Annotated in this window: 21 protein-coding genes; 5 read left to right on the forward strand and 16 right to left on the reverse strand. The window is 68.6% G+C overall.

The genetic code is table 11. The features are described from left to right. Positions 1–37 precede the first annotated feature (37 nt). The 5 genes from ACOYW6_RS04595 to rpmF all read right to left on the reverse strand — a co-directional run bounded on the left by ACOYW6_RS04595 (position 38) and on the right by rpmF (position 3,090). Positions 38–430, reverse strand: a complete 393-nt coding sequence (locus ACOYW6_RS04595) for a MerR family transcriptional regulator (RefSeq protein ID WP_423142632.1) — start codon at positions 428–430, stop codon at positions 38–40. Further along, positions 427–723: an integration host factor subunit alpha gene (locus ACOYW6_RS04600; RefSeq protein WP_423142633.1), complete on the reverse strand. Its 297-nt coding sequence runs from the start codon at positions 721–723 to the stop codon at positions 427–429. Before ACOYW6_RS04600 ends, ACOYW6_RS04595 begins: the two co-directional genes overlap by 4 nt. 112 nt (positions 724–835) lie before the next feature. Continuing rightward, positions 836–1,813, reverse strand: a complete 978-nt coding sequence (locus ACOYW6_RS04605; RefSeq protein ID WP_423142634.1) for a beta-ketoacyl-ACP synthase III — start codon at positions 1,811–1,813, stop codon at positions 836–838. Beyond that, positions 1,810–2,886, reverse strand: coding sequence for a phosphate acyltransferase PlsX (gene plsX / locus ACOYW6_RS04610; protein ID WP_423142635.1), 1,077 nt, complete (start codon positions 2,884–2,886; stop codon positions 1,810–1,812). The genes ACOYW6_RS04605 and plsX overlap by 4 nt, the downstream gene beginning before the upstream one ends. A 24-nt stretch (positions 2,887–2,910) precedes the next feature. Next, positions 2,911–3,090, reverse strand: coding sequence for a 50S ribosomal protein L32 (gene rpmF, locus ACOYW6_RS04615; protein WP_423142636.1), 180 nt, complete (start codon positions 3,088–3,090; stop codon positions 2,911–2,913). 147 nt (positions 3,091–3,237) lie between these two features. Here rpmF and ACOYW6_RS04620 point away from each other — a divergent pair, with 147 nt between their 5' ends. Beyond that, the gene (locus ACOYW6_RS04620; RefSeq protein WP_423142637.1) at positions 3,238–3,642 is read left to right on the forward strand and encodes an MAPEG family protein; all 405 of its coding nucleotides are present in this window, start codon (positions 3,238–3,240) and stop codon (positions 3,640–3,642) included. A 7-nt stretch (positions 3,643–3,649) separates the two neighbouring features. Here the strand turns inward: ACOYW6_RS04620 and ACOYW6_RS04625 are convergent, their stop codons facing one another. Both ACOYW6_RS04625 and ACOYW6_RS04630 read right to left on the reverse strand, forming a co-directional pair. Then, positions 3,650–4,291 (reverse strand): MBL fold metallo-hydrolase, encoded by a 642-nt coding sequence (locus tag ACOYW6_RS04625; protein WP_423143064.1) that lies wholly within the window; start codon positions 4,289–4,291, stop codon positions 3,650–3,652. A gap of 44 nt (positions 4,292–4,335) precedes the next feature. Next, positions 4,336–4,980, reverse strand: coding sequence for a S24 family peptidase (locus ACOYW6_RS04630; protein WP_423142638.1), 645 nt, complete (start codon positions 4,978–4,980; stop codon positions 4,336–4,338). Between the two features lie 269 nt (positions 4,981–5,249). Between ACOYW6_RS04630 and ACOYW6_RS04635 the strand changes: the two genes are divergently transcribed. Then, on the forward strand, positions 5,250–5,618 hold the full coding sequence (locus ACOYW6_RS04635; protein ID WP_423142639.1) for a hypothetical protein: 369 nt from the start codon (positions 5,250–5,252) through the stop codon (positions 5,616–5,618). Here the strand turns inward: ACOYW6_RS04635 and ACOYW6_RS04640 are convergent. Continuing rightward, complete coding sequence (locus ACOYW6_RS04640) at positions 5,612–6,550, reverse strand: D-2-hydroxyacid dehydrogenase (RefSeq protein ID WP_423142640.1); 939 nt, start codon at positions 6,548–6,550, stop codon at positions 5,612–5,614. The genes ACOYW6_RS04635 and ACOYW6_RS04640 overlap by 7 nt on opposite strands. Before the next feature lie 57 nt (positions 6,551–6,607). On the opposite strand from ACOYW6_RS04640, the gene ACOYW6_RS04645 reads away from it, so the two are divergent. After that, a complete protein-coding gene (locus ACOYW6_RS04645; RefSeq protein ID WP_423142641.1) occupies positions 6,608–7,315 on the forward strand; it encodes a TonB-dependent receptor in 708 nt (235 codons plus the stop codon). Positions 7,316–7,322: 7 nt separating this feature from the next. On the opposite strand, the gene cysS is transcribed toward ACOYW6_RS04645, so the two are convergent. The 4 genes from cysS to ACOYW6_RS04665 all read right to left on the reverse strand — a co-directional run bounded on the left by cysS (position 7,323) and on the right by ACOYW6_RS04665 (position 12,047). Continuing rightward, the gene (gene cysS / locus ACOYW6_RS04650) at positions 7,323–8,747 is read right to left on the reverse strand and encodes a cysteine--tRNA ligase (RefSeq protein ID WP_423142642.1); all 1,425 of its coding nucleotides are present in this window, start codon (positions 8,745–8,747) and stop codon (positions 7,323–7,325) included. Positions 8,748–8,764: 17 nt separating this feature from the next. Further along, positions 8,765–10,579, reverse strand: a complete 1,815-nt coding sequence (gene cobT / locus ACOYW6_RS04655; protein WP_423142643.1) for a cobaltochelatase subunit CobT — start codon at positions 10,577–10,579, stop codon at positions 8,765–8,767. A gap of 60 nt (positions 10,580–10,639) precedes the next feature. Beyond that, positions 10,640–11,290, reverse strand: a complete 651-nt coding sequence (gene fsa, locus ACOYW6_RS04660; RefSeq protein WP_423142644.1) for a fructose-6-phosphate aldolase — start codon at positions 11,288–11,290, stop codon at positions 10,640–10,642. 64 nt (positions 11,291–11,354) lie between these two features. Continuing rightward, positions 11,355–12,047, reverse strand: a complete 693-nt coding sequence (locus ACOYW6_RS04665) for a DUF4197 domain-containing protein (RefSeq protein WP_423142645.1) — start codon at positions 12,045–12,047, stop codon at positions 11,355–11,357. A gap of 64 nt (positions 12,048–12,111) precedes the next feature. Here ACOYW6_RS04665 and ACOYW6_RS04670 point away from each other — a divergent pair, with 64 nt between their 5' ends. Continuing rightward, a complete protein-coding gene (locus tag ACOYW6_RS04670; RefSeq protein WP_423142646.1) occupies positions 12,112–14,277 on the forward strand; it encodes a primosomal protein N' in 2,166 nt (721 codons plus the stop codon). 142 nt (positions 14,278–14,419) lie between these two features. Here the strand turns inward: ACOYW6_RS04670 and ACOYW6_RS04675 are convergent, their stop codons facing one another. From ACOYW6_RS04675 to ACOYW6_RS04690, 4 genes are all read right to left on the reverse strand, one after another. Beyond that, positions 14,420–15,298, reverse strand: coding sequence for a lysostaphin resistance A-like protein (locus ACOYW6_RS04675; RefSeq protein WP_423142647.1), 879 nt, complete (start codon positions 15,296–15,298; stop codon positions 14,420–14,422). Continuing rightward, positions 15,295–16,059, reverse strand: a complete 765-nt coding sequence (locus tag ACOYW6_RS04680) for an isocitrate lyase/PEP mutase family protein (RefSeq protein WP_423142648.1) — start codon at positions 16,057–16,059, stop codon at positions 15,295–15,297. The genes ACOYW6_RS04675 and ACOYW6_RS04680 overlap by 4 nt, the downstream gene beginning before the upstream one ends. Next, the gene (locus ACOYW6_RS04685) at positions 16,056–17,099 is read right to left on the reverse strand and encodes a bifunctional transcriptional activator/DNA repair enzyme AdaA (protein WP_423142649.1); all 1,044 of its coding nucleotides are present in this window, start codon (positions 17,097–17,099) and stop codon (positions 16,056–16,058) included. Before ACOYW6_RS04685 ends, ACOYW6_RS04680 begins: the two co-directional genes overlap by 4 nt. Positions 17,100–17,172: 73 nt before the next feature. Beyond that, complete coding sequence (locus ACOYW6_RS04690) at positions 17,173–17,787, reverse strand: hypothetical protein (RefSeq protein ID WP_423142650.1); 615 nt, start codon at positions 17,785–17,787, stop codon at positions 17,173–17,175. A 141-nt stretch (positions 17,788–17,928) separates the two neighbouring features. Here ACOYW6_RS04690 and ACOYW6_RS04695 point away from each other — a divergent pair, with 141 nt between their 5' ends. Continuing rightward, positions 17,929–19,479, forward strand: a complete 1,551-nt coding sequence (locus ACOYW6_RS04695; RefSeq protein WP_423142651.1) for a S1 family peptidase — start codon at positions 17,929–17,931, stop codon at positions 19,477–19,479. The last annotated feature ends 11 nt before the right edge of the window (positions 19,480–19,490 follow it).

Below are 19,490 nucleotides of genomic sequence, written 5' to 3' on the forward strand. Positions count from 1 at the left end.
CGCCCACCCTAGCGGCGCCAAAGCCACTTGGCGAGGGTCAGGCCGCGGCGAGCGCGCGCGCCAGGCGATCGCGGATCGCGGCAAGCTTTGCCAGGCGATCGTCTCCGCGCGTGCCAACCGCGGCAGGCGCCGGCGGGGGTGGCACCTCGGCGCCCTTGCCCTCAAGCGCGAGGCGCGCGCCGCGCAGCGTGAAGCCCTGCTTGTGGACCAGCCGATCGATCGTGCGGACCAGCCGCACATCCTCGGGCCGGTAATAACGCCGCCCGCCGTTGCGCTTCAGCGGGCGCAGCATCGGGAATTGCTCTTCCCAGTAGCGCAGGACGTGCTGCCGGATGCCGAGCGCGTCCGCCACCTCGCCGATCGTGCGCAGCGCATCGGGCGCCTTGCCGTCGTCGAAAGGGATGGCATCCTCGCTCACCACGCTGGTCATCCCTGCCCGATCCGGTCTTTCAGAAGCTGGCTGGCGCGAAAGGTCAGCACCCGGCGCGGGGTGATCGGCACTTCGATACCGGTCTTGGGGTTGCGGCCCACGCGCTCCGCCTTGTCACGCAACAGGAAAGTGCCGAAGCCAGAAATCTTGACGTTTTCCCCGCTCGACATCGATTCGCACATGTGGCGCAGGATCGCTTCGACCATCGTGAGGGAATCGCTGCGCGACAGCCCGATCTTGCGATTGATCGCCTCGGCCAGGTCGGCACGAGTCAAGGTATTCATGGAGCGCATGAGCTCCCCTTCTTGGCTAAACAGCGCGACCCGTTGAAACGGAAGCATAAGGCAAGGCTGGCGCATTGCAATCGCGCGTCGGAAAATCGGCACGGCCGCTGGCCGCGGCGGCTCAGGTGCGAAGGACCGTCGCCCCCCAGGTAAAGCCGCCGCCCATGGCTTCCAGGACGATCAACTGGCCCGGCACGATGCGCCCGTCGCGCACCGCAACATCAAGCGCGAGCGGCACCGAAGCGGCCGAGGTGTTGGCATGCGAATCGACCGTGACGATGACTTTTTCCGGCGCCAGCCCCAGCTTGCGCGCGGTAGCATCGAGAATGCGGCGGTTGGCCTGGTGCGGAACCACCCAGTCGACATCGGCGGGCGTGTAGCCGGCTTCCTTCAGGGTCGAGGCGAGCACGCTGGCAAGGTTGGTGACCGCATGGCGGAACACTTCCTGGCCCTTCATCCGCAGCTTGCCGACCGTGCCGGTGGTCGACGGCCCGCCGTCGACGAACAGCAACTGGTTGTGCGCGCCGTCGGCATGGAGCTTGGTCGCCAGCACGCCGGGTCCGTCCTCGGCCACCTCGCGCGCCTCCAGCACGACTGCGCCGGCGCCGTCGCCGAAGAGGACGCAAGTTGTGCGGTCTTCCCAATCGAGGATGCGGCTGAACGTCTCGCTGCCGATCACCAGCGCACGCTCGGCCATGCCGGTGCGCAGCATCGAATCGGCGACACCCATCGCGTAGAGAAAGCCCGAGCACACCGCCGCGACGTCGAAGGCGATGCCGCCATTGGCACCGATCGCGTCCTGTACGATGGTGGCGCTGGCCGGGAATGTCTGGTCGGGCGTGGCGGTGGCCAGCACGATCAGGCCGATGTCCTTGCCCTCCAGCCCCGCGGCGGCCAGCGCGGCGCGCGCAGCCTGGGTCGCCAGCGTGGCGGTGGTCTCACCGGCGGCGGCGATGTGGCGATTGCGGATGCCGGTACGCTCGACGATCCATTCGTCGCTGGTGTCGACGGTTTCGGCCAGCTGCGCATTGGAAACGGCGCGCGGGGGCAAGGCGGATCCGGTGCCGATCAGCACCGAGCGGCGGATGGTCTTGCTCATGATGCGGACCCGGAATCCTTGCCGGCCTCTTTGCGGCGGGCGGTTTCGATCCGCGCCTCGGCGCTGGCCAGGTCGGCGGCGATCCGTTCGGTCAGGTTTTCCTCGAGCAGGCGCGCGGTGACCGCCACGGCGTTGGCGACGCCGAGCGCACTGGCCGACCCGTGGCTTTTCACCACCACTCCATTGAGGCCCAGGAAGACCGCGCCGTTGTGGTTGTTGGGATCGAGGTGGTGCTTGAGAAGCTCGGTCGCCGGGCGGGAGATCAGGAACCCGAGCTTGGAGCGCAGCGACGAGGCGAAGCTGCGGCGCAGCAGATCGGCCACGAAGCGGGCCGTGCCTTCGACCGACTTGAGCGCGATGTTGCCGGAGAATCCGTCGGTAACGATCACGTCGGCATCGCCGCGGCTTAGCCGGTCGGCCTCGATGAAACCGTCGAAACTCATCGCCAGCGACCGCGCGGCGGACTTCAGTTCGGCGGCAGCGTCCTTGAGGGTGCCGGTGCCCTTGATATCCTCGGTCCCGATGTTGAGCAGGCGCACGCGCGGCTGCTCAAGCCCGGTCGCGATGCGGGCATAGGCGGCGCCCATGATCGCGAACTGCACAAGGTTGCGGGCATCGCAGTCGGTGTTGGCGCCCAGGTCGAGCATGACGAGGTCATTGTCGCCCAGCGTGGGCATCAGCGCCGCCAGCGCCGGCCGGTCGATCCCCGGCATCGTGCGCAGCGCCAGCTTGGCGATCGCCATCAGCGCGCCGGTGTTGCCGCCGCTGACCGCAGCGCCGGCGTGGCCCGCCTTCACCGCGTCGACCGCCATGCCCATCGACGTGTCCTTGGCCCGGCGCAGGGCCTGGCTGGGCTTGTCCTCGCCGCTGATCACGCCTTCGGCATGAAGGATTTCCGACGCCGCGCGCAGGTTCGGGTGATTTTTGAGCGCCGCCTTGATGCGCCGCTCATCCCCCACCAGCAGGAACTGGAATCGGTCATGGCGACGACGCGCAAGCGCCGCCCCCTCGATCATCGTACGCACGCCTTCGTCGCCGCCCATCGCGTCGACGGCGATACGCGGCAGGGTCATGCCCCGATGCCCCTCAATGCAGTCTTAGAGGCCGACCGCGACGACTTCGCGGCCATTGTAGTGGCCGCAGGCGTTGCACAGGTTGTGCGGGCGCTTGAGTTCGCCGCAGTTCGAGCATTCGTGGAATGCCTCGACCTTGAGCGCATCGTGGCTGCGACGCATGCCCCGGCGAGAGGGGCTGGTTTTTCTTTTGGGGACAGCCATTGCGGCACCTGTTCCTGTAAGCTCTTCTTGTTCGTAAAAGGCCGCATCTGGCCCGGGGGCCGGTCGGCTGCGAAGGCGCGCCTATAGCGAATTCCGCAGGCGTTGCAAGCACGCTGGCCGCCCTGGCGCCGCGGGGGAGATATTGCCATGCTGACCGGAATCCTGCTGCCCACGACCCTGGCCATGGCCGCTGCAGCGGCCCTTCTCAACATCTGGATGTCGATCCGCATCGGGCGGATTCGCCGCGCCGAGAAGATCGGCGTGGGCGATGGCGGCCACGAATTGCTGGGTCGGCGGATGCGCGCCCAGCTCAACTTCGCCGAGAACACGCCCTGGGTGCTGGCGCTGGTGCTGACGATCGAACTGGCCGGCAAGGGCGGACAGTGGCTGCCGCTGGTGGCGGCGGCCTATGTCGCGGGCCGCGTCGCTCACGCGCTCGGCATGGATGGCGCCGGCTTCGCGGCCGGGCGCATGATCGGAACCATCACCACGATGCTGACCCAGGTCGGCCTGGCGCTGGTGGCGGCGGCGATCCTGGCCGGGCTGCTCTGACGCCGGTTCAGGCCAGCGCGGCGTCGCCGACGAAGGGATTGGTGCGGCGTTCCTCGCCGAAGGTGCTGGTCGGTCCGTGCCCGGGCACGAAGGTCACGTCATCACCCAGCGGCCACAGCCTCTGCGTGATCGCGTCGATCAGGTCCTGGTGATTGCCGAGGGGAAAGTCGGTGCGGCCGATCGAGCCGGCGAACAGCACGTCGCCCACCATCGCAAAGCGCGACGGCGCATGGAAGAAGACTACGTGACCCGGCGTGTGCCCCGGGCAATGCACCACGTCCAGCGTCAGCTCGCCCACGGTGACGGTGTCGCCGCCGACCAGCCAGCGGTCCGGCTCGAACGATTCGCCGCGCGAACCGTAGCGGCGTCCGTCATCCTCGAGCCGACTGATCCAGAAGCGATCGTCTTCGTGCGGCCCCTCGATCGGCAGGCCCAGCTCACGGGCAAGGATACCCGCCTGCCCGCAGTGGTCGAGGTGGCCGTGCGTGACCAGGATCTTTTCCAGCTCAACGCCGGTCTTCGCGACTGCCGCCTTGAGCTTGTCGAGATCACCGCCGGGATCGACCAACGCGCCGCGCAACGTCTTGGTGCACCAGATCAGCGAGCAGTTCTGCTGCAGCGGGGTGACGGGCACGATGCCGACGCGCATCGGGGGTTCGGAACTGACGGGGGCGTTCATGGCCCGCCCATGCCCTAGAGGCGGCCGCTTTTCCAGACCACGCGACCGATCACCTCGACCTCCTCGGCCGGCAGTTCGATCGGACGGTAGGCCGGATTGTCGCTCACCAGGGTGATCGTGCCGGGACGCGCCAAGTCGAGTCGCTTGACCAGCAGCGCATCGCCGGTCCGCACCACGTGGATGCCGTCGCGCCAGGCGCGCGGGGTACGGTCGACCAGGATCTCGTCGCCGTCGCGAAGCGTCGCTTCCATCGAATCGCCCTCGACCCGGATGGCTGACAGCTGCGCGGGATCGAGGCCGTGTCCGCGCAGCCACCGCGTCGAGAACTGGAACGCGCCCACCGGCGCCTCCTCGCTGGCCAGCGTGCCGGGCCCGGCCGACGCCCCCAGCGCGAGGCGCGGGACCGGCAGAAACTCTCCACGCCGCGACTTGCCCGGAGAGGAAATATCCTCCGGAGCGCCAAGCTCACCCTCGTCGACACCGAAAAACCGGGCCAGTGCCCGACGCTCATCCTCGCCCAGTTTCCTGGGGCTGCCCTTGCGGACGAACTGCTGGAGATAGGCGGGGTTCTTGCCGAGCAGACGCGACAGTTCACTCAGGCTGGCGCGGCTTTCCCGCGCCAATTCGAGCAATCTCGCACGCGGATCGGCGTTCACCATGAAAACGACATAGCCGAAGGATTTTTCCTAGACAAGTAGGATTTCGCTTCAGATCAAAGGATTATTCCAACGGCGATTCGGAGACGATGGCATGCTCATTAGGCGTATCGAACGGTTCCTGCGCGACACGGACATGGCCTGGACCAAGTTCGGTCGCCTGGCGGCCGGCGATCCGCGCTTCGTGCAAGACCTCCGCAACGGTCGCACCCCCCGTCCCGCTACGGAAAAACGGGTGGAACATTTCATGAACACTTATTCGGGAGCCCACGGTGCACATTGATTTTACGCTTGAACGCAGGCTCCCGCGCCGCACCGGAAAGCCCCGCCCCAGCCCATGGAAAGGCCTTACCGACACGTTGATGATGCTGGGCGAAGGTCACGGTGAATTGACTGCTCACGCCGAACGACCGTGGGCCAGCGTGACCTTTTCGGGCACGCGCCACACGCTCACCTTCGCGTTCTCGGGCACCGACGGTATCGCGGCGGGCGAACGGTTTATTGCCGCGCTGCCCGAACACGAGTTCGCGCTGCCGCGCCAGCTCGTCGCGGATGCGGCGGTCGTGGCGGTCGATCACCGCCTGCTGCCGTCGGCTGCAATGACGGTGACCTGCGAACTGGTGCTGCTCGACGATCAGTAGCCGCGCGCCAGGTCGACGACGTGCTCGAGCGGGCTGCCTGCCTCCCAGGCGGCAAGGTTGCGCACGAAGCGCGCGGCGGTGCGCTGGAACATCTGCGTCTGCGACCGGCCCGACAGGTGCATGGTGACGTGCGCGTTGTCGAGGCTCCACAGCGGGTGATCCGCGGGCAGCGGCTCGGGCGTGGTGACGTCGAGAAAAGCGCCGCCGATGCGCCGCTGCTCGAGCGCCGCGACAAGCGCGTCCTGGTCGATCACCGCGCCGCGGGCGATGTTGACGATAATCGCGTCGGGCCGCATCGCCGCGATCTCCTCCGCGCCGATCATAGCGTCTGTTTCGGGCGTGGCCGGGACCGCGACGACGATCCAGTCGAACTCGCCGAGCCGATCGCGCCATTCGCCGGGACCGATCGCGCCGGCAGCAGCCGAGCGGCGCACCACGGTAACCTCGACTGCGAAAGCAGCCAGCCTTTCCGCCACCAGCTTGCCGATCGCGCCGTAGCCGAGCAGCAAGGCACGGCTGCCGGCCAATTCGCGCTTGCCGGGCGCGTCGAGCAGCCACTCGTGCCGGTCCTGCGCGCGAACGACCTCGCGGTAACCCTTGGCGGTCGTCAGCATCCCCATGACAACATATTCGGCAATCGTCAGTGCGTTGATGCCAGCGCCGTTCGTCACCGTGACGCCGCGCGCGGCCAGCGTTTCGAGCGGCAGGAAATCGATCCCCGCGTACAGCGTATTGAGCCAGCGCAGCCGCCCGGCACGGGCCACGGCCTCGGCCATCAGGGCCTTGTCCTCGTGATCGAACCAGCCAATCTCGGCCGCTGGCGCCAGCGCCAGCATCTCTTCGCGCGAGGCGTACCAGCGCGGCTCGATTCCAGCCGGCAGGTACGGCTCGACCAGCGGACGGACGAGTGTCGAAAGAACGGCGGTGGTCATGGGGTCAAGGCCGGGTTAGCTTGGCGGGGCCACCAGACTAGGCAGGGGGACGCAGCGATGAAAGCCTTTCCACTCGCGATCGCGGACCTGCTTGTGGCGGCCGCCGCTCCGGCCCTGGCGCAGAGCCTTGAGTCGCAGGAAATCATGGTGACCGGATCGCGGATCGAGCAGGATGGCTATCAGCGCGACATGCCGACTGTCGGCCTGCGCAGGACCGCCGACTTTCTGGTCCAGCAGGTCACGATTCGGGGCGATAGCCGCGATCCCAGGCAGCGGGCCGCCGAAATCCGCGAGATGCTGCGCAAGGCCGTGCAGGTCGCCGCGCAGCGCGGAGTCGAGCTTGCCTACGGCGATTACATCCTCACGCCGCTTACGGCCGCGAATATCGACGCCCTTGCGCTCAAGAACGACAGCCGGCCCGATAGCCAGCGGGTCGATTTCCTGGTCAAGGCCCCGCTCGCCAAGGATGGCGGTTCGGCTGCGCAGCGCCGCATCGAGGACTATGTCGAGGCCGTCCCCGAAGTGGGCCGCGCGCAGATGGACGAGAGCGGCGACGCTTCGCTGTCGATCGTTGGTCCCGACCGCTACCGCGACGAGATCGCCGCCAAGGTGATGGAGGATTCGCGCGCGATGGCCGCGAAGATGGGCAGCGGCTACGCGGTCACGGTCGAAGGCTTGAACATGCCCGTGCAATGGGCGCAGGCGAGCGCTGCGGACGTGCTGCTGTTCATTCCCTACAAGCTGGTCATCGTGCCCAAGCCGTGACGCCGGGTTAAAGCTTCCAGTCCCAGCCGAGCGGATCGCCATCCATGACCTCGACGCCCTTGGCGGCGAGCTCGTCGCGGATCGCGTCGGAAGCGGCGAAGTCCCTGGCGGCGCGGGCGCTGCGGCGGCGCTCGAGCGCTTCGCCAACCTGGCTTTCGGCCAGTTCGGCGTTCGTGGGCCGCAGCCGCAGGTCGGCGCGGTCGAGATCGAGCAGGCGCAGGCCGAGCACGGCGTCCATCGCGGCGATCGCAGCGCGCCTGGCGGCCGGGTCCGCCTTCTTGAGCGCAAGCGCCTCGTCCAGCACGGTCAGCGCGACCGCCGTGTTGAGATCATCGCTGATAGCGGCATCGAAGCGGGCGAGCAGCGGCGCGAAGGCGGGCCCGGGCTCGGCACCCTCGGCCGCATCGCGGAGCGGCGCGGCGGCCAGCGTCAGCCGCTTCAGCCGCACCAGCGCGGCGCCCAGCCCCTCCCAGCTGAACTCCAGCTCGCTGCGGTAGTGCGCCTGCAGGCACAGCAACCGGTAGGCGAGCGGGTGGTAGCCTCTGTCGTTCAGCAACTGCAGGCGCAGGAATTCGCCCGACGATTTGCTCATCTTTCCAGAGCGTTCCACCAGGAAATTGTTGTGCATCCAGATCTTCGCGCCGCTCGCATCGGAATGGCAGAAGGCCTGGTTCTGGGCGATTTCGTTGGGATGGTGGATTTCGCGGTGATCGATGCCGCCGGTGTGGATGTCGAACGGGAAGCCGAGCAGGTCGCCGCTCATGACGCTGCATTCCAGGTGCCAGCCCGGTGCACCGCGGCCCCACGGCGAATCCCATTCCATCTGGCGGCTCTCGCCCGGCGGTGTCTTGCGCCATATCGCGAAGTCGGCGGCGTTGCGCTTGCCGTCGACCGGCGCGATCCGCGATTCCCCTTCGTCGGTTTTCGCGCGGGCCAGCGCGCCGTAATGCGCGACCGTCGAAACATCGAAGTAAAGCCCGCTATCGAGTTCGTAGCAGTGATCGGGGGCGATTTTCTGCGCGAAGTCGATCATCTGCGGCACGTAATCGGTAGCGATCGACCACCGTGCCGGCTGGCGGATGTTGAGCGCGCGCACATCGGCCCAGTACGCCTCGGTAAAGTGTTTCGCGATGTCCCAGATCGACTTCGCGCCCGCTGCCGCGGCCTTTTCCAGCTTGTCCTCGCCGGCATCGGCATCGTCGGTAAGGTGCCCTACGTCGGTGATGTTGATGACGTGGGTCAGGCGGTAGCCCTTGAAGGAAAGCGTGCGTCCCAGCACGTCGGCGAAGACGTAGGCGCGCATGTTGCCGATGTGCGGATAATTGTAGACCGTAGGCCCGCACGAGTAGACGCGTGCCTCGCCCGAATGGACGGGTGCGAACACGTCTTGTTCGCGGGTCAGCGAGTTGAACAGGCGCAACGGAGCGGTCATGCGCGGCGACTAGCCGCTCACTCGCCCTCGAACAATCCCGCCAGCTGCTCGATCATCGTGCCGCCGAGCTGCTCGACGTCCATGATCGTGACTGCGCGGCGGTAGTAGCGGGTGACGTCGTGGCCGATGCCGATGGCGACGAGCTGGACGGGTGAGCTCTTCTCGATCCAGGCGATGACCTTGCGCAAGTGGGTTTCGAGGTAGCCGGCACTGTTGACACTGAGAGTTGAGTCGTCGACCGGCGCGCCGTCGGAGATGACCATCAGGATGCGGCGGTCCTCGGGTCGGGCAAGCAGGCGTGCGTGCGCCCACAGCAGCGCTTCACCGTCGATGTTTTCCTTGAGCAGCCCTTCGCGCATCATCAGGCCAAGGCTGCGGCGGGCGCGGCGGTAAGGTTCGTCCGCCTTCTTGTAGACGATGTGGCGAAGATCGTTGAGGCGGCCGGGCTGCGCGGGCTTGCCTCCGCCCAGCCAGGCTTCCCGGCTTTGCCCGCCCTTCCAGGCGCGGGTGGTGAAGCCCAGGATCTCGGTCTTGACGCCGCAGCGCTCCAGCGTGCGGGCGAGCACGTCGGCGCTGATCGCGGCGATGGAAATGGGGCGCCCGCGCATCGAGCCGGAGTTGTCGATCAGCAGCGTGACGATCGTGTCCTTGAACTCGACGTCGCGCTCGATCTTGTAGGACAGCGAGTGCCCCGGGCTGATCACCACGCGGGCAAGCCGCGCCGCGTCGAGCAGGCCTTCCTCCTGGTCGAAATCCCAGCTGCGGTTCTGCTGCGCCATCAGGCGGCGCTGGAGCCGGTTGGCCAGCTTGGTGACGATACCCTGCAAGCCCTTCAGCTGCGCGTCGAGGTAGGCGCGCAGGCGGGCCAGTTCCTCCTCGTCGCAAAGTTCGGCGGCGGCGACGACCTCGTCGAACTTCTCGGTATAGGCCTTGTAGTCGAAGCCATCGGGAATGTCGGTCCACGGACGGTTCGGCCGCACCGGCAGCATGCCCTCCTCGCCCTCGTCGCTGGGCTCGGCATCGCTGTCGGCGTCGCTGGTCTCGCGCTCGGCCTCGCCTTCGCCGTCCTCGTCGCCCTCGTTAGGTTCGGCGGCGATTTCGCTCGGATCGGGGCGATCGCTGCCGCCGTCTTCATCACCTTCGTCGTCCTGCGGGGTGTCACCGTCGTCTTCGTCGCCTTCGTCGCCCTCGGGATCGAGCGGCTCGCCGCGCGTCAGCTCGAGGTGTGCGAGCATGTCGAGCGCGAGGCCCTGGAACGCCTTCTGGTCGTCGAGGCTGAGCGCGAGCGCATCGAAATCGGCGCCGGCCCGGCTCTCGATCCAGCTGCGCACCATCGCCACGGCCGGCGCGGCCATATCGGGGACCGGGCGCCCCGTCAGGTGTTCGCGGAGGATCAGCCCCAGCGCGGTGGGTAGCGGCACGTCGCCAGGGATGGCGGCGCGGCTGATCGGGTCGGTGCGCAGCCGCTGCAGCAGCGCGGCATCAAGATTGCCGGCGATCCCGGCATAGCCGTTGGCGCCGAGCGCTTCGTATCGCACCGCCTCGACCGCGTCGTAACAGGCGCGGGCCGCGGGATCCGAGGGGGCGTTGCGGGCGTGCAGCGCGGCATCATGATGGCGCAGGCGCAGGGCAAAGTGATCGGCCTGACCCCGCGCCAGCTGGGCGTCGGCTTCCGGCAGGTTTCGCGCCGGCATCGTCAGGCGCAGGTTGTTGCCGCTCTGCCCCGGCTGGTCGGCTGTCCAGGCGACCTCGAGCTCGTCCTCGTGCGCGACGGCGCGGGCGGCGCCGGCGAGCACCGAGCGGAAACGGTCGAGAGGCGTGTCGTCGGGCATGATCACCGCGCTAGCCCGAGGGCGCGGCCCCGGGCAAGCGCGGACTTTGCGACCCGCAGCCTAGATGCTCTGGCCGGTCTTCTTCCAGTCGGCCAGGAAGCCCTCGATCCCCTTGTCGGTGAGGACGTGCTTGAACAGGCCCATGATGATCGCCGGCGGAGCGGTCATCACGTCGGCGCCGATTTTCGCGGCCCGCAGGACGTGGATCGGGCTGCGCACGCTGGCGACCAGGATCTGCGTCTCGAACGCGTAGTTGTCGTAGATCAGGCGAATGTCGTCGATCAGGTCCATGCCGTCGAAGCCGTTGTCGTCATGCCGGCCCACGAAGGGCGACACGAACGTCGCGCCGGCCTTGGCGGCGAGGAGCGCCTGGTTGGCGCTGAAGCACAAGGTGACGTTGACCATCGTGCCGTCGGCGGTGAGCTTCTTGCAGGTCTTGAGGCCGTCCGGCGTCAGCGGCACCTTGATGGTGACGTTGTCGGCGATCTTGCGCAGCACCTCGGCCTCGCGCATCATGCCGTCATGGTCGAGCGCGACGACTTCGGCGCTGACCGGGCCGGACACCACGCCGCAGATTTCCCGCACCACTTCCTTGAAGTCCCGCCCGCTTTTGGCGACCAGCGAGGGATTGGTGGTCACCCCGTCGAGCAGGCCGGTGGCGGCCAGGTCCTTGATGTCGTCGAGGTCGGCGGTGTCGGCGAAGAATTTCATGATGGCTCCCGAAAAGCGCTGCGCTGCCCGCACCTATAGAAGCGCCGGCGTCCCGGCGCCACCGTCAAGGGCGCTTCAGCGCCGCAATCAGCAGCGGGTCGTTGGTGACCGAAGGGTTGGCGCGGATGTTGGTCTCTTCCTGGCCGATCTGGTACCAGATCGCGTTGTCGGCGCTGTTCGCGACGGCCTGCGCGACGGTCATCACGTTGACGCCCGACAGCGCGCCGATGGCCTGGTTGACCAGCGGGTTCGAGGCTGCGTTCATCGCGTCGCCCAGGGCCGGGATCATCGCATTGATCAGCGCCGGCCCCATCGCGTTGCGAAGGAAGCTGGTGGCGTCGGTCGGCCCGCCGCGCAGGAGCTGCACCGCGGCGGGGATCGAGACGGTGCGGATCGTCTGGGTCACCAGCGGGGCGGCACGGCGCGCACCGTCGACCGCGAATTCGTTGAGCTGGCGCTGGAGCTGGTCCTTGAACGTCTGTGAGCGCAGCACCGCGGCCACCGCCCCGCGCGTGAACAGGTCCGGCAGCGGCAGGCGCGAAACCTGGCTGTCCCAGAAGCCGCCTGCCATTGTCAGGCGCGAGAAGGCATTGCTGCTGGCGACTTCAAGCAGGCGGCGCACCGCACCGCTCAGGCCAAGGCCGCTGCCCAGGCCGCCCAGCCCCTGCGCGCAGCCGGGCAGCAGCAGCGCCGACGAGGCGACGGCACCGCCCAGGAACAGGCGGCGCGAAACCGGGGTCGTGACTGTAGCCCGCATTGTCCACTCCTTTGCTGGACCGCGCGGGTGGTTGCCGCGGGGCCGGTTACCCATATAGACGCCGATGGACCGCGTCCGCCTTCTTGTTTTCAACGCCGCACTCGGCGCGCTCGATTACCGTGTCCCGGCCGGGGTTTCGGTACCGCCCGGTTCGATCGTGATCGCCCCGCTCGGCCCCCGGCAGATCCTGGGTATCGCCTGGGAGCGCGAACGCCTGCCCGCGAACGATGTTCCCGACACCAAGCTCCGCCCGATCCTGGACGTGCTCCCCGTGCCGCCGCTGGCGGAGCCGCTACGCCGGCTGATCGAATGGACGGCGGATTATTACTGCGCGCACCCGGCCTCGGTCGCGCGCATGGCGCTGGGATCGATGGCGGCGCTGCGCGGCGGCGGCACCACCACCGAATATCGTCTGACCGGTAGCGAGCCGGCGCGCCTGACGCCGCAGCGGGCAGCCGCGCTCGACGCCCTGCAGGGCGAGCAAGCCAGCATCCGCGAACTGGCCCACATCGCCGGCGTATCTGAAGGCGTGCTGCGCGGCATGGTCGGCGCCGGCATGCTGGAGGCGGTGACGGTCGACCTCGACCGGCCTTACCGCGCTCCAGACCCCGCTCATGCGCAGCCCGTGCTAAACGACGATCAGCAGGCCGCCGCCGATGCTTTCGTCGGCGCGGTGGAGAGCGGCGGCTTCGCGCCCTTCCTGCTCGACGGGGTTACCGGGTCGGGCAAGACCGAATGCTATTTCGAAGCGGTCGCGGCGGCGCTGCGCGAAGATCGCCAGGTCCTGGTGCTGTTGCCCGAGATTGCGCTGACCGAAACGTTCCTGCGCCGTTTCGAGGCGCGCTTCGGCGTGCCGCCGGTGCTGTGGCATTCGTCGCTCAAGTCGAGCGAGCGTCGGCGGGCCTGGCGCGGCATCGTCAGCGGCGGCGCCAAAGTGGTGGTCGGCGCGCGCTCGGCGCTGTTCCTTCCTTACAAGGCGCTTGGCCTGGTGGTGGTGGACGAAGCGCACGAGGTATCGTTCAAGCAGGACGACGGGGTGCGTTACAACGCCCGCGATGTGGCGGTGATCCGTGCCCGGTTCGAAGCGGTGCCGGTCATCCTGGCCAGTGCCACACCGGCGCTGGAATCGATGCAGCTGGCCGAAGCGGGGGTCTATACCCGTATCGTCCTGGCGGATCGGTTCGGCGGCGCCACTCTGCCCGCAATCAATATCGTCGACCTGCGCAGCGAACAGCCGCCACGCGGGCAATGGCTGGCGCCGCGGCTGGTCGAGGAGATGCGCACCCGGCTGGAGCGCGGCGAGCAGAGCCTGCTGTTCCTAAACCGCCGCGGTTATGCGCCGCTGACGCTGTGCCGCAATTGCGGGTTCCGGTTCCAGTGCCCGAACTGCTCGGCCTGGCTGGTCGAGCACCGGCTGTCGCGGCGGCTCGCGTGTCATCACTGCGGGCACGAGACCCAGCCGCCCGAGGCCTGCCCCGAATGCGCGACTCCGGATTGCCTGGTCGCCTGCGGGCCCGGCGTCGAACGCATTGCCGATGAAGTGGCCGCGGTTCTGCCCGGCGCGCGCGTCGCCATTGTCACCTCCGATACGCTCGGCAGCCCGGACAAGATCGCCGCCTTCGTCGCCGAGGCGGAAGGCGGCGCGATCGACGTGATCGTCGGCACGCAGTTGGTCACCAAGGGCTATCACTTTCCCGAGCTGACGCTGGTCGGCGTGGTCGACGCCGACATGGGGCTTGAAGGCGGAGACTTGCGCGCCGGCGAGCGGACCTATCAGCAGATCGCCCAAGTCGCGGGGCGGGCCGGCCGCGAGGCCAAACCGGGTGAAGTCCTGATCCAGACCCGCCACCCAGAAGCCGCGGTGATCGCCGCACTCGCCGCCGGGGACCGCGACGCCTTCTATGCCGCCGAGACCGAGGCCCGCCGCGATGCCGGCGCGCCGCCGTTCGGCCGCTGGGCCGCGATCATCGTGTCGAGCGAGGACGAGGCGGAGGCACGCGACGCTGCCCGCGCCATCGGCGGCAGTGCCCCGCGCCTGGCCGATGTCATGATACTGGGTCCGGCGCCCGCGCCGCTGTCGCTGCTGCGCGGGCGCTACCGTTATCGCCTGCTGATCAACGCTCGTCGCAGCGCGCAGCTGCAGGACGTGATCCGCGAGTGGCTGGGGGCGCTGTCGTTCCCCCCCGGGGTGCGCGTGGGCATCGACATCGATCCCTACAGCTTCGTGTAGGAAAGGGCTGCCCGTACGCGGGCACGACCGGGGCAGCGTCGCCCGATTCCGCGGCTGTCCCACCACACGCAAGCGGTGCGGAAACCGGCTGGGGCCGCGCTGATCCTCGGCCGAGATGCTCTTTCGCGGCTTTACGGACGGCCTAAGTGCGCCTGCGTGACCACAACGGAGCACGGACGTGGCCGCGCCTGGTCGCGGCGATCACCAGCGCGGTTCCCGCTGCCCCGGCGCACACCAGCGCGACCACCGATGCTTCCAGCCCGAACGCGCCGCCCGAGATCAGCTCAGACCCGGCGGCGTGGGCGTCGACCAGACCGTCGGCCGCAAAGCCCGACACGGGCACGTCCCAGACCAGGCCCTGGGTGACATTCCAGCCGAAATGGATGCCCATCGCCAGCCACAAGTCGCGCGTCAGCATATAGGCCCCGCCCAGCAGCACCCCGGCTTCCACCGCGATCGCGATCGTGCTGAACCAGGTCGCCGCGGGGTTCAGTGCGTGGCCCAGCCCGAACAGCGCCGCGCTCAGTACCAGGGCGGCCCAGGTCCCGGCCAGATCCTCGATGTAGCGGAACAGGATGCCGCGGGCGATGATCTCCTCGATCACGGCGGCGCCGGTCCCGGCAACCAGGATAAGGTCCCGCCACGAGCCGAGATGTCCCCAGCCGGCGATGCGGTAGCCGCCGAGCAGCGCGGCAATGGCGACAATCGTCGACATCAGCAGGAAGCCCAGCTCCGACCCGCGCAGCGCATCGAGGCTGCGGCGGGAAAACGGCAGCGCCTGGTGACGATCGATGCCGATGCGCGTCGTCACCGCGCGATAAACCAGCACCGCGACGAGCGGCTGAAGCAGACCGCGCACGAGGAAGTAGGGCCAGCCGTGGTCGCCCGCGGGCAGCACCATCGCCGCAGCCCAGCCGACCACGCGCAGCGGCAGCGCGACAGCCAGCAGCACCAGCACCAGGGTTATCAGCGGAAAATCGACGATCCGCAGCCACAGCGGTTTGCGGTCGGGCGCGCTCACGATGCGTATGGGACGATCTGGCCGGCGAAGACCGCCTCGGCCTGGCCCTTCAGCCACTCCATCGCGGCAGCCCACGGTCCGTGGCCGTAGCTGATCCGCGCGACGCCGCAGGCGGCCAGCTCTGCCCGGGTCCCCCGCCCCGGCCCCCAAAGCACGTTTACCGGCAGCGAAGTCCCCGCGCAGATCGCGCGGATGACCGCGTGATCACCGAGAAACGGCACGAACAGCCCGCGTGCCCCGGCGGCGGCGTAGGCCTCCGCACGGGCCAGCACGGCATCGACCAGGTGCGATCCGTAAGCTGCCGGCTCCACCCCGCGATAGACGTCGCAGCGGGCGTTCACGAACAGCCCGGAGGATGCCGCCGCGGCGACCCGCTCGGCCGCATCCGCGACATCGATCAGGTCGCGCGCACCGGGCAGGCGATCTTCCATGTTTATACCCGCGGCGCCGGCATCGCGGGCGTGCTGGACCGAACGACGGACGTCCACTGGACGGACGCCGTAACCGCTCTCGAAATCGAGCGTGACCGGCAGGTCGGTGACGGAGACGATCCGTTCGAGATTGCGCAGCGCGTCGTCGATGGAGAAGGCTTCGCCGTCCGCGAAACCCTGTGCTTCGGCAACGCCGTAGGAGCCGGTCGCGATGGCCCGCGCGCCCGCGGCCGCAACCGCCCGGGCGCTGCCTGCGTCCCAGATGTTGAACAGGACCAGCGGATCGCCGGGCACGTGCAGGGCGCGAAAGGTTTCGACGGGGTCGGTCATCGCGTTTCCTTGTCGAGGAGCCGCCGCTTGATGTCGAGGCCGTAGGCGTAACCGCCAAGCCCGCCGCCGGTGGCGATCACGCGGTGGCACGGGATCAGCACCGCCACGTTGTTGGCACCATTCGCGCTGCCGGCCGCCCGCACCGCCTTTGGGCGCCCAACCGCCGCAGCGAGCTGGGCATAAGTGCGCGTCTCCCCTGCGGGAATACGCTGCAGTTCGCGCCATACCGCCTCCTGGAACGCGGTGCCCTTCACGTCGAGCGGGATGTGCGCAAAGTCGCCCGGCGCCTCGACCGCGGCGACGACCGTGTCCAGCAATGCGGCGAACGCCTCGCCTCCCTCGACCAGCTCGGCTTGCGGAAAACGGCTTTCCAGCGCCTCGCGACCCTCGCCGAACGAGAGGCGGCATACGCCCTTGTCGGTCGCCGCGACCAGCATGGGTCCGTAGCTGGTCGGAACGACCGCATAGTGGATCCTCACCTCCTTGCCGCCGCGCGCCCAGGCCGACGGCGCCATCCCCAGGCGGTCCTTGTTCGCGGCGTAGAAGCGGCTCGGACCCGAATAGCCGGCGGCATAGATCGCCTCGGTCACGCTGTCCTCGCCGGTAAGTGCCTGCGCGGCGCGCTCCTGCATCAGCGCGCGGGCAAACCCCCGCGGGCTCAAGCCGGTCTGGCGCGTGAACAGGCGCTGGAAATGCGTGGGCGAATACCCCGTTTCTCCGGCAAGCGCAGCGAGCGCCAGCGGCTGGCCGGCGTCGCGGATCGCGGCGATGGCGGCCAGCACCGCGCGCTCCTCGCGGCTGGCTTCGTCGGGAGCGCAGCGTTTGCATGCGCGCAAGCCAACGGCACGCGCTTCCGCCCCGTTGCGGAAGAAGCGCACGTTGGCCCGGTGCGGCGTGCGGGCCGGGCACGACGGGCGGCAATAGATGCCGGTCGTCAGCACGCCGGTGACGAAGCGCCCGTCCTGCGAGCGATCGCGGCGAACGGCCGCATCCCAGCAGGCATCTGCGTCGAGCGGCGAATCGGTGGACGTGGCGGTCATGGCAGGGTCTCCTTGTCGGACCCCGCAATGGACCGCGCAAGCGCGCCGCGCGTCCCGCCCCTTGCGCCCAAAGTCAGTCCGCGGCGCGCACCGTCGCCGCCATCGTCCGGACCGTCGCCAGCAAGCCGGCGAAGGTCGCGGCGCCGTGTTTGCTGTAGTGGTGAATGGCAAGCATCTTGCCGCCGACCCCGGTCAGGCACGACGCCGCGTCCGTCTCTACCGACTTGCCGTTGGCGCTGAAGGTCATCGTCCCCGCCATGTCGAGACAGGCGCCGGTTCGGCCGACATAACGATAGGCACCGCCAACCGACGCCGCCGTCCCGAAGGCATTGCTCAGGTTCTCGTCAACCTTGGCCTTGTTCGCATCCGACATCAGGTTGTCCTGTGCCGCCAGTTCCGGCTGGAGCGCCGCGAGCAGTTCCTCGCGCGGCATGTCCATCATCAAGGCGCGCACCGGGCTCTTGAGCAGAAAATAATCCTCCATCCCGGTGCCCGGAACATGGCTACATTTCACCAGCGTCAGAACGGTCACGTTCTGGCTGTCAGCCGAAGCGATGAGCTGTGCGACGGCGGCGTCCTTGCCGGCGGGCAGGCAAAACCCGGCCGGGATCGGCATCGTGAACGTCTTGTCGCCGATCGCGAACGTGGCATCGGCCGCCTGCGCCGGCTGGATCGCCACAAAGGTCATGCTGGCCGCGAGGCAAGCGCGAATCAGCGTCTTGAAAACCATGTGAATTTCCCCCTGAAAACCTGCCCAAGCCTGCCGCAGGTAGGCACGCCGAGCAAGCGCGGTGGCTTGCGGGGGGCGTCCGGGTCCCTAAAAGGCGGCATGCTTTCGCGTATTCTGGCCGCCTTCGCCCTCGTCCTGTCGCTTGCCGCTCTGCCGGGCCGCGCGGCCGCCGAACCCGCCGACATCAGCGCCGCAGCACGCGGTGTCGTGCGGATCGTGCTCGTTCGGATGGGGGACGACGGGCCGCAGATGGTCGGTCACGGCTCAGGGCTGGCAGTCACAGGGAACACCGTCATCACGAACGCGCACGTGGTCGCCCCGCTGGCCGAGGACGAGAACCTGGTCGCGCTGGTCGTCCCATCGCAAGGCAAGCGCGGCTGGGGCGCCAAGGTACGGGCCTATTCGCCGGGCAACGACCTGGCGCTGCTGACACTGGTCGGAGGCGGAAACCTGCCGCCGCTGGCGTTCACTAACGACGCCGTGCCCGACGGCGCGCAAGTCTATGCCGTCGGTTATCCCGGCAACGTCGACATGGCGCAGGGCCTGGGCGCGGACGACATGATCATGCCGATGGCGCCGGTGAAGACCGAGGGCACCGTCTCGGCCGGGCGCAGTTCCAAGTCGTTCGACACGATCCTCCACACCGCGCCGCTTGCCGCCGGCAACAGCGGCGGTCCGCTGCTGGATGCCTGCGGGCGCGTCGTCGGGGTCAACTCGTTCTCGACCATGGCGGAAAGCAGCGAGGCCGATTTTTTCTTCGCGGTGTCGATGCGCGAGATTTCGCGGTTCCTGAAAGACCAGGGCGTTACGCCTCGCACCAGTGCCTTGCCGTGCCGGTCAATGGCCGATCTCGATCGCACGGAGGCCGAGCGCCTCGCCGCCGAGCGGCAGCAAGCCGACGCCGCCTCGCGGTTGACCGCGGACCAGAAGGCGGCGCTGGCCGCCAAGGCCCAGCGCACCGCCGAGCTCGACGTCATGTCCGAGCGCGAGAACCGCATGGCCCTCGCCGGCCTCGCCTTGCTCATGGCGTTGGCCACCGCGGGCGCGGGCCTGTGGCTGGGCCAGCAGGACCGCGGGCGCGAGCGCACGGCCGCGTTCGTCGCGGCCGCCGCGCTTCTGGTATGCGCTGGCATTGCCTGGTTCTCGCGCCCGCCGCTCTCGGAAATCGAGGACCGCGCCGCCGCGCTGACCGCCGATGGCACCGCCAGTCCGCCGGCCGCCGCCAAGGACCTGTCCGGTGCGCTGACCTGTGTAATCGATCCGGCGCGCAGCCGCGTTACCGTCTCGGACACCAGCGACGTGCCGGTCGACTGGCAGCCGGACGGCTGCGTCAACAAGCGTACGCAGTATGGCCGCGATACCACCGGCTGGGCGCGGGTGCTGGTGCCGAATGGCGAGGATACGGTGACGGTCGCCCGCTTTGACCCGGCAACGGGTACGTACGCGACCGCGCGCTACCTGCTCGACGCCGATACGATGGCGCGCGCCCGTGCCGCCCGCGGCAAGGTCAGTCCGCCGCAGTGCGGTGCCCCGGCCAGTGCGGTCGAGGCGCTGGGCAGCGCACAGGCCGACATCATCGCGTTGTTGCCGCAGACGCCGAACGAGCGGCTGGTCTATCACTGCTCGCAAGCCGCTGGTGGAGCGCCGTAGGCCGTCCGTCG

The organism is Parablastomonas sp. CN1-191, assembly GCF_049354825.1.
Taxonomy (GTDB): Bacteria; Pseudomonadota; Alphaproteobacteria; order Sphingomonadales; family Sphingomonadaceae; genus Novosphingobium.

What these genes read in the sequence shown, in the direction of transcription:
- ACOYW6_RS04640 (WP_423142640.1), bottom strand. Translation starts at nt 6,550, where the DNA reads ATGACCACCGCCGTTCTTTCGACACTCGTCCGTCCGCTGGTCGAGCCG.
- cobT (WP_423142643.1), bottom strand. Translation starts at nt 10,579, where the DNA reads ATGCCCGACGACACGCCTCTCGACCGTTTCCGCTCGGTGCTCGCCGGC.
- ACOYW6_RS04620 (WP_423142637.1), top strand. Translation starts at nt 3,238, where the DNA reads ATGCTGACCGGAATCCTGCTGCCCACGACCCTGGCCATGGCCGCTGCA.
- ACOYW6_RS04625 (WP_423143064.1), bottom strand. Translation starts at nt 4,291, where the DNA reads ATGCGCGTCGGCATCGTGCCCGTCACCCCGCTGCAGCAGAACTGCTCG.
- ACOYW6_RS04645 (WP_423142641.1), top strand. Translation starts at nt 6,608, where the DNA reads ATGAAAGCCTTTCCACTCGCGATCGCGGACCTGCTTGTGGCGGCCGCC.
- ACOYW6_RS04630 (WP_423142638.1), bottom strand. Translation starts at nt 4,980, where the DNA reads ATGGTGAACGCCGATCCGCGTGCGAGATTGCTCGAATTGGCGCGGGAA.
- ACOYW6_RS04685 (WP_423142649.1), bottom strand. Translation starts at nt 17,099, where the DNA reads ATGACCGCCACGTCCACCGATTCGCCGCTCGACGCAGATGCCTGCTGG.
- ACOYW6_RS04670 (WP_423142646.1), top strand. Translation starts at nt 12,112, where the DNA reads ATGGACCGCGTCCGCCTTCTTGTTTTCAACGCCGCACTCGGCGCGCTC.
- ACOYW6_RS04595 (WP_423142632.1), bottom strand. Translation starts at nt 430, where the DNA reads ATGACCAGCGTGGTGAGCGAGGATGCCATCCCTTTCGACGACGGCAAG.
- ACOYW6_RS04695 (WP_423142651.1), top strand. Translation starts at nt 17,929, where the DNA reads ATGCTTTCGCGTATTCTGGCCGCCTTCGCCCTCGTCCTGTCGCTTGCC.
- ACOYW6_RS04605 (WP_423142634.1), bottom strand. Translation starts at nt 1,813, where the DNA reads ATGAGCAAGACCATCCGCCGCTCGGTGCTGATCGGCACCGGATCCGCC.
- cysS (WP_423142642.1), bottom strand. Translation starts at nt 8,747, where the DNA reads ATGACCGCTCCGTTGCGCCTGTTCAACTCGCTGACCCGCGAACAAGAC.
- ACOYW6_RS04665 (WP_423142645.1), bottom strand. Translation starts at nt 12,047, where the DNA reads ATGCGGGCTACAGTCACGACCCCGGTTTCGCGCCGCCTGTTCCTGGGC.
- plsX (WP_423142635.1), bottom strand. Translation starts at nt 2,886, where the DNA reads ATGACCCTGCCGCGTATCGCCGTCGACGCGATGGGCGGCGACGAAGGC.
- fsa (WP_423142644.1), bottom strand. Translation starts at nt 11,290, where the DNA reads ATGAAATTCTTCGCCGACACCGCCGACCTCGACGACATCAAGGACCTG.
- rpmF (WP_423142636.1), bottom strand. Translation starts at nt 3,090, where the DNA reads ATGGCTGTCCCCAAAAGAAAAACCAGCCCCTCTCGCCGGGGCATGCGT.
- ACOYW6_RS04690 (WP_423142650.1), bottom strand. Translation starts at nt 17,787, where the DNA reads ATGACCTTTGTGGCGATCCAGCCGGCGCAGGCGGCCGATGCCACGTTC.
- ACOYW6_RS04680 (WP_423142648.1), bottom strand. Translation starts at nt 16,059, where the DNA reads ATGACCGACCCCGTCGAAACCTTTCGCGCCCTGCACGTGCCCGGCGAT.
- ACOYW6_RS04600 (WP_423142633.1), bottom strand. Translation starts at nt 723, where the DNA reads ATGCGCTCCATGAATACCTTGACTCGTGCCGACCTGGCCGAGGCGATC.